3 protein-coding genes are annotated in these 5583 nt (G+C 57.8%); all 3 read left to right on the top strand.

Annotation, left to right across the window (positions count from 1 at the left end):
- Window positions 1-1097 (top strand): DegT/DnrJ/EryC1/StrS family aminotransferase (locus tag ABYV26_RS19400; RefSeq protein ID WP_372683008.1); only part of this gene is annotated, 1097 nt, incomplete at its 5' end.
- Between the two features lie 12 nt (window positions 1098-1109).
- Window positions 1110-2660 (top strand): VPLPA-CTERM-specific exosortase XrtD, encoded by a 1551-nt coding sequence (gene xrtD / locus ABYV26_RS19405; protein ID WP_372683009.1) that lies wholly within the window; start codon window positions 1110-1112, stop codon window positions 2658-2660.
- Between the two features lie 519 nt (window positions 2661-3179).
- Window positions 3180-5183 carry a polysaccharide biosynthesis protein gene (locus ABYV26_RS19410; protein ID WP_372683010.1) on the top strand — a complete coding sequence of 668 codons (2004 nt, stop codon included), beginning with the start codon at window positions 3180-3182 and terminating at the stop codon, window positions 5181-5183.
- Window positions 5184-5583 lie beyond the last annotated feature (400 nt).

The raw sequence follows: 5583 nt of genomic DNA on the forward strand, positions 1-5583 counted from the left end.
ATGCCTTTGCGGAAAAGGTCGGCATCGCCCACACCGTGGCCCTGGCCAGCGGCACGGCGGCCATGCACTTGGCCATGCGCATTCTGGATGTCGGGCCGGGGGACGAGGTCTTCGCCTCGACCCTGACCTTTGTGGGCAGCGTGTCGCCGGTGGCATTCCAGGGTGCCCGGCCGGTGTTCATCGATGCCGACCGGCAGACCTGGAACCTGGACCCGGATCTGCTGGCCGAAGAGCTTAAACGCTGCAGCCGGGAGGGCCGGCTGCCCAAAGCGGTGGTGCCTACCGACCTGTACGGGCAGAGCGCCGATCTGGATCAAATTATGGCGGTCTGCAAACCCTACGGCATTCCCGTGGTGGCCGACAGCGCCGAGTCTTTAGGGGCCACCTGCCGCGGCCGTCATGCCGGCGCCGGTGCCTATGCCACGGTGTTTTCGTTCAACGGCAACAAGATCATCACCACGTCGGGGGGCGGGCTGCTGGCCAGCGACGATGCAGCACTCATCGAGCGGGCCCGCTACCTGTCCCAACAGGCTCGCCAGCCCCTGGCCCATTACGAACACACGGAGATCGGCTATAACTATCGCATGAGCAACATCGTGGCCGCCATCGGCCTGGGTCAGCTCGAATGCCTGGACGACCGCGTGCGTCGCAAACGCGCGATCTTCGACCAGTACCGGGCGGCGTTGGCATCCTTGCCCGGAATAAGCTTTATGCCCGAGGCGCCTTATGGTACATCTAACCGTTGGCTGACGGTGATCCAGATCGATCCGTCCGCGTTTGGCGCGGACCGCGAGGCGGTGCGGCTGGCCCTGGAAAGGCAGAACATCGAGTCCCGGCCGGTGTGGAAGCCCATGCATTTGCAGCCTGTTTTTGAGACGATGGCTCAAAAACAGGCGTTCACGGTTCACGGTTCACGGTTCACGGTTGGAAAAAACAAAACCATTCCTTGTCGGGTGGTGGGGGGGAGCATTGCCGAAGAATTATTCGAAAAAGGCTTGTGCCTGCCGTCGGGAACGGCCATGACCGACGCGGATGTTCAGCGCGTCGTTGAATTGATTGCCCGTGTTCACCATAATCAAATGTGCAGAACCAGTTGAGTTGAGTGAAACATGAATAATAATTCAGAGAACGTTAACGTGTGGATATTTCCGGCAGGGGTCCTGCTGGCAATGGTGATCGTGATCTTCTGGGACACACTGTCCGGCCTTTATCAGCAATGGATGAACAACGACGATTATTCCCACGGCCTGCTGATCCTGCCGGTGTCCCTTTTCCTGATCTGGGAAAAGCGCAAGGCGATCCTTGAATTGACGCCCAGGATGGACTGGCGGGGGCTGCTGGTCATGGCCGCTGCTGTCGGCCTGTTCACGGTGGGTGAACTGGGTGCCGAACTGTTCACCACCCGGGCGTCGATCATCACTCTCGTCATCGGCGCCGTGTGGTGGATCTACGGCTACGCCGTGATCCGCGTGATCGCCTTTCCTCTGCTGCTGCTCTACCTCATGCTGCCCCTGCCCGGATTCGTATACCGGAACCTGACCTTCCCGCTTCAGCTCATCGCCTCGTCCGTGTCGGTTGACATCCTCAACACGCTGGGCTTTCTGGCCTACCGCGAAGGCAACGTCATCGACATGGGGTTCAGTCAGTTCCAGGTGGTCGAGGCCTGCAACGGCCTCAGATTTGTCCTGCCCCTGCTTTGCCTGGGCGTGATTTTTGCCTTTTACCGGCCGATGATCTGGTGGAAACGACTGGTGCTGGTAGTCGTCACCGTGCCGCTGGCCGTGGGCACCAACGTGGTGCGGATTGCCGGTACGGGCATCCTGGCGCATTACTTCGGTGTGGATGTGGCCCAGGGGTTTTTCCACGATTTTTCCGGCTGGGTGGTGTTCATGGTCTGTTTCGCCCTGTTTCTGGGTGCCGCCGGTCTGCTGAGCCTGCTTCCCGGCAAACCTGCGCCGCCCAGGGAACGGACGGCACAGGCGGCCCCGACTGAACCGGTCAACCTGAAAAGACACCTGACGGCCACCGGCATCGCCCTGGCCGTCTGCCTGGTCAGCCCCATGGTGGTGGGGGTGCTGGGCAACGTTTCCCCGATGGTTTTGAAGCAAGACCTGGCAGACTACCCCCTGGAACTGGGGGGGCGGACCGGGCGAAAGAGCCAGATGGAGGCCGAAATCTGGGCGCAGGTGGGCGGCCAGGAATACACGATCATCGATTACACACAGGCCGGCAAACCGCCGATCAACTTTTATACCGCCTTTTATGAATACCAGAAAAAGGGCGGCGACTTCATCCACTCCCCCCGCCTGTGCCTGCCGGGTGCAGGCTGGCATGTTCACAGCAACCGTGTGCGCACGCTGCCGACCGATTCTCCCGATGCCTATGGCGGCCGGCTTCAAATCAACGAACTGATCATCGAAAAAAACGGCTATTGGCAGCTGAGCTATTTCTGGTACCAGGGGCGCGGCCGCAATTTTACCAATGAGTATGCCGCCAAGTTCTACATGGTCTGGGACGGCATCTTCCGGCGCCGGACCGATGGGGCCCTGGTTCGGTTGATCTCCCCCATGCGGTCCAAAGAACAGGTGGATGAGGTGCGCGGCGACCTGGACCGGTTCGCCGTGCTGACGTCCAAGACGCTGGATGAGTATCTGCCGTGATAAAAGCCGCTAGAGCGAGAGGGTGGAGGGCGGGAGATCAGAGGCGAAGAAGGTGAAGAAGATCAGAGGCGCAGAGGATCAGAGGCGAAGAAGGTAAGAAGATCAGAGGCGAAGAGGCGCAGAGGATCAGAGGCGAAGAGGCGCAGAGGATCAGAGGCGAAGAAGAGCAGGGGCGCAGAGGCGCAGAGGCGCAGAAGATCAGAGGAGCAGGGGCGAAGAAGAGCAGGGGTGCAGAGGCGCAGAAGATCAGAGGTAAAGAAGCAAAAAGCTGAAAGAAACTGGTTGACACCCCCCAATTCACAGTTACGATTTCACTGTTCACTGTTCACTGTTCACTGTTCACTGTTCACTGTTCACTGTTCACTGTTCACTGTCCGTGACAGCGGGAGAGCGAATTTAGAATCACTTTCCGCCTCGCGACTTACGACTAACGCCTTCCGCCTCACGGAATAGGTCTTGCGGCAAAAAAACCGTGAACAGAATAGCTGACAACCGGCCAATAGGGAATTTAACAAATTGATGCTTTTTGAAAAACTGGCCCGGTCATCCGCAGCCAGACGCATTGCGCGGCTGATCGTACCTTACCGCCTGGTCATCAACATCGGGATTCACACCCTGTTGTTTATGGCCAGTTATTTTTACAGCATCGTGCTGTTCAACGGGCTGGTCCTCGATAAAATCGTAATCGAGATGTTCATGGTCACGTTCTGGCCGCTGCTGATCATTCGGCTGGCCGTGTTTTACTACAACGGCCTGTTTTCAGGGATGTGGCGGTTCGTCAGTTTTGAAGATCTCATTATCATCATCCGATCGGTGATCATCAGTTCGCTGTTGGTCTACGGGCTGAGCCTCGTCTGGGATCGCATCTGCATGGGCGAAGCGGTCTACCTGCTGGACATGACCTTTTGCATCATTTTCTGCGGCGGCATCCGCCTGCTGGTGCGCAACTACCGGGAAGTCTACCTGGCCGGGGACGACCCAGCCAGCCGAACCAGAATCATTCTCCTTGGTCCGGTCAACCGGGTCCAGCCGATTTTAAAGGACATCCTGGGGGATCCCCGGTCCCATTATTCCGTGGTTGCCGTGGTGGACCCCGACGAGTACAGTCATTCTGACGGGCTGCGGATCTCCGACGTGCCGGTCATGAGCATTGACCGGATGCTGAAACTGGCCAAAAAGATCGGTGATATCGACAGCATGGTGATCTGCTGGCCGGGCAGCACGCGCCGCCAGATCGACGGCGTGATCGAGCGGTTTCAACCGCTGAAAATAACCTATAAAATCATTCCCCATTTTGAAGAGATCATTAACGAGAAGGTGAGTGTCAACAGCATCCGGCACGTTGAAATCGATGACCTGCTCGAGCGGGAGCCGGTCCACATCGATATGGACGGCATCAGTGACTACATCAAGGGCAAGGGGGTCATGGTAACCGGCGGTGCCGGGTCCATCGGCTCCGAGATCTGCCGGCAGGTGGCCGGCTTCAATCCCCGGCTGCTCTTCATCCTGGACCGGTCCGAGAACAGCCTCTACGATTTCGAGCGTGAGATGACCGCCGCCCACCCGGACCTGCCGATCGTTTCTGTGATTTCATCGGTCAACGACGCGGCCGGCCTGAAACGGTTGATGAAAGCGCACCGCATCGAGGTCGTCTTTCATGCGGCGGCCTATAAACACGTACCCCTGATGGAGAAAGCACCCATCGAATCGGCCTACAACACTATTATCGGGACCTACAACACCGTGTGCGCGGCGCTGGAAGCCGGCGTCCGGCGCTTTGTGATGATCTCCACCGACAAGGCCGTCAACCCCACGAACGTGATGGGAGTCACCAAGCGGATTGCCGAGATGATCGTCCAGAGTTCTCACCGCAAACACGGTACCTGGTTCATGACGGTCCGGTTCGGCAATGTGTTGGGCAGCGCCGGCAGTGTGGTGCCGATCTTCAAGCAGCAGATAAAACGGGGGGAGCCCCTGACCGTGACCGACCCGGAGATCGAACGCTTTTTCATGACCATCCCGGAGGCGGTTCAACTGGTGCTTCAAGCCGGGTGCATGGCTGCCGGTGGAGAGATCTTTGTCCTGGATATGGGGCAGCCGGTGAAAATCGTCAAGCTGGCGGAAAAGCTGATTACCCTGTCGGGTATGCAGCCCTATGAAGACATCGATATCGTCTTTACCGGGTTGCGGCCGGGAGAAAAAATGTACGAAGAGCTGTTCAACCAGGCGGAGACGCTGCTGCCCACCAGCCACCCACGCATCAAATCCGCCCAGTCCCAGCCGGTGGACAAAGCCTTTATGGACGACCAGGTAAAGGCGATACAAGCCATCATCATGCAAAAAGATGTCGAGGCCCTGTACCAGGCCTTCATGGCGCTGGTGCCGGGCTGCAGCTGCCGGAAACCGGATGATGATGCCGGTGAGGTGGCCCCCGGTGCATTCCGGGTCGCCGTTTCGCCTGAAGGGAAACCGAAAAAACAGATCGACCTTTCCGATGAGCTGGTCTATCCGAAGGGAATATAATATAGAGAAGGGTTAACGGGTTCAACGGTTCAGGGGTTCGGGGTTCAGAGGTTTAGGGTTCAGGGGTTCAGGGTTCAGAGTTCTGGTTTCTGGTTTTACGCCTTACGCCTTCCGCCTCACGCCTTCCGGGTTCAGGGGTTCAGGGAGCATCGAAGCCCTCAGCCAAAATAACCCGTTACGATAAACGCTAATCCGGTAGAAAACCAACCCAGAAGGGTGAACGCTGAACCTATGGACAGGCGCCAATCCACGGCCGCACAGGCTGATCTTTTTGAAAATGGAGGAAAATGAATATGCCTTGCCTCAAAGAACGATTGAGGATACTTCTACTGATCCTGCTGCTGATGATCTGCGCGTGTTCCTCGCAGGAAGAAAAAAAACAGGAGTTCTTCAGCAAGGG

The sequence above is a fragment of the Desulfosarcina sp. genome, assembly GCF_041551955.1.
Taxonomy (GTDB): Bacteria; Desulfobacterota; Desulfobacteria; order Desulfobacterales; family Desulfosarcinaceae; genus Desulfosarcina.

What these genes read in the sequence shown, in the direction of transcription:
- xrtD (WP_372683009.1), top strand. Translation starts at nt 1,110, where the DNA reads ATGAATAATAATTCAGAGAACGTTAACGTGTGGATATTTCCGGCAGGG.
- ABYV26_RS19410 (WP_372683010.1), top strand. Translation starts at nt 3,180, where the DNA reads ATGCTTTTTGAAAAACTGGCCCGGTCATCCGCAGCCAGACGCATTGCG.